At 54.5% G+C, this 275-nt stretch carries 1 pseudogene; it reads left to right on the forward strand.

Features of this window, described 5'->3' with window-relative positions:
• Positions 1–275 (forward strand): annotated as a pseudogene (locus tag GJQ66_RS14870) (D-xylose ABC transporter ATP-binding protein); the annotation flags it as partial.

A 275-nucleotide genomic window follows, 5' to 3' on the forward strand; every position in this document is an offset into this window, starting at 1 on the left:
CATGTCGAAACATTGGAGCGAGAAGAAACGAATCCGCAGCAAGTGACACATCTTATGGTGGGTCGCGAGATCGAATCTGTTCAACTGGGAGGAGACCGTGAACCAGGAGAGACAGTTCTGGAAGTAAAGGAACTCTCCTTGCCCTGGCCAGGACACGCGCGTCAGTGGCGGCTTAAAGACATTTCATTCTCCCTTCGTAAAGGAGAAGTCATCGGCTTTGCCGGACTGATGGGGGCAGGCCGCACCGAACTGCTAGAGTGCCTCTTCGGAGCCAG

Source organism: Microbacterium sp. ZXX196 (assembly GCF_009709595.1).
Lineage (GTDB): Bacteria > Actinomycetota > Actinomycetes > Actinomycetales > Microbacteriaceae > Microbacterium > Microbacterium excoecariae.